The organism is Polaromonas sp. P1_E3, assembly GCF_056405935.1.
Window position 1 is genome coordinate 1 of the sequence record NZ_JBFUBD010000439.1, and the last position, 2,090, is coordinate 2,090.

Genomic DNA, 2,090 nt, shown 5'->3' on the forward strand with positions numbered 1-2,090 from the left:
CCGACATGGCGTATGCCAAGGCCGAACAGAAAACGCGGCAGCGTTGTCTGCTTGGATTTTTCAAGCGCTTCCAGCAAATTGTTGGCAGACTTTTCCGCCATGCGGTCCAGGCTGGCGAGCGCTGTGAGGCCCAGCTTGTAGAGGTCAGGCAAGGTACGGATCACGTTGGCGTCCACCAGTTGCTCAACCAGCTTGTCACCCAGGCCTTCGACTTCGACGGCACGCCGGTGCGCGTAATGCAGGATGGCTTCCTTGCGCTGAGCGCCGCAAAAAAGGCCGCCGGTGCACCGGTAGTCCGCTTCGCCTTCTTCGCGCAGGGCGTCAGAGCCGCAGACGGGACATTTGCGCGGCATCGTGAATTGCGGCGCGTCCTGCACGCGCTTTTCGAGCAGCACGCTGACGACTTCGGGGATCACGTCTCCCGCGCGGCGCACGATGACGGTGTCTCCCACGCGTACGTCCTTGCGGCGCGCTTCGTCTTCGTTGTGCAGCGTGGCATTGGTCACGGTCACGCCGCCCACAAACACCGGCGCCAGCTTGGCCACCGGCGTCAGCTTGCCGGTACGGCCCACCTGCACTTCAATGGCCTGCACGGTGGTGAGCTGTTCCTGTGCCGGGTATTTGTGCGCCACGGCCCAGCGCGGCTCGCGCGTGACAAAGCCCATTTTTTTCTGCAACGCCAGGCTGTTGACCTTGTAAACCACACCGTCAATGTCGTAAGGCAGGCTGTCGCGCTGCTTGCCGATAGCCTGGTGAAATGCTATCAATTCAGGAGCACCTTGCGCAAGCTGCGTCTGTGCTGCGACCGGAAAACCCCATGACCTGAGTGTCAGCAGAAGCTGGAAATGCGTTTCGAACGCCGGGCCGCCCTCTTCCGCCGGCGTGATGTCTCCCAAGCCGTAAGCAAAAAAGCTCAGGCGCCGCCGCGCTGCCAGTGCCGGGTCCAGCTGGCGCACGCCGCCTGCAGCCGCATTGCGCGGGTTGACAAAGGTTTTTTCGCCTTTCATGCCCTGTGCAATCTTTTCGCGCTGTTGCTCATTCAGTGCTTCGAAATCCGCCCTGCGCATGTACACCTCGCCACGCACTTCCATGACCGGCGGCGCATCTGCTGGCAAGCGAAGCGGAATCTGGTTGATGGTGCGGATGTTTTGCGTCACGTCCTCGCCGACTTCACCATCACCGCGCGTGGCAGCCTGCACCAGGATGCCGTTTTCATAACGCAGGCTCRTGGCCAGGCCGTCGAACTTGAGTTCCGCCACATATTCGACCGGCGGGTCGGACTCGGTGAGGCCCAATTCCTTGCGCACGCGGGTGTCGAAGTTCTGCGCCCCGGTGGCTTCGGTGTCGGTTTCAGTGCGAATGCTGAGCATCGGCACCTTGTGGCGCACGCTGGCGAACTGGTCCAGCGGCTTGCCGCCCACGCGCTGGGTCGGTGAATCAGGTGTCAGCAGTTCCGGATGAGCCGCCTCCAGCGCTTGCAGCTCTTTGAACAGCCTGTCGTACTCGGCATCGGGAATCGCCGGCTCATCGAGCACGTAGTAGCGGTGCGCGTGCAGATGCAGCTCCGCGCGCAACGCGGCGACGCGCGCCGCGGCGGAAGCCGGTTCCGACGAAGGGTCAGGCTGCGCAAACAGGTCTTTGGTGGCCATGAAAGAAATCAGAACAGAAACAGGGGCGAAAGCCCAGGGAGATCAGGAAAAAAGCCGGCGCCCCAGCACCGAGCCGGCTGATAGGTCGCGACTGTCCAGCGTGTCATAGAGCTGCTCCAGGTCGGCGTGAATAACCTCCATCGCCTCGGGCCGGATCAGGGTGCCGTTGTCGTCGATGATCACGCCGTCCATGTTGGCGGCCAGGGACAGCGCGGCCTCGCACATGCGCGCAAAAGGCTGCTCGGAGCGGGAAACCTGCGGAACGTCGAGCGACAGCGTCAGTTCACGCAGCGCCGTCTGCTCCGGATCTTCTGCCATGGCGGCCTGCGTATCAAAGGCCAGGCCCAGAATCGGCGCCTGCCCCGGCTGGCTCGCAGGCAACACCATGCRGCCAGGAATGGAGCCGGCCACAAAGCCCAGCCGCGCCGCGCTTTGCTGGAC

Annotated in this window: 2 protein-coding genes; both read right to left on the reverse strand. The window is 63.1% G+C overall.

Translation table 11 applies throughout. The features are described from left to right. The coding region (ligA, locus tag AC1D0Z_RS20270) for an NAD-dependent DNA ligase LigA (RefSeq protein WP_477659967.1) at positions 1–1,649 on the reverse strand (1,649 nt) is incomplete at its 3' end. 42 nt (positions 1,650–1,691) lie between these two features. Beyond that, positions 1,692–2,090, reverse strand: a 399-nt coding sequence (locus AC1D0Z_RS20275) for a cell division protein ZipA C-terminal FtsZ-binding domain-containing protein (RefSeq protein ID WP_477659968.1), incomplete at its 5' end; no start/stop codon positions are given.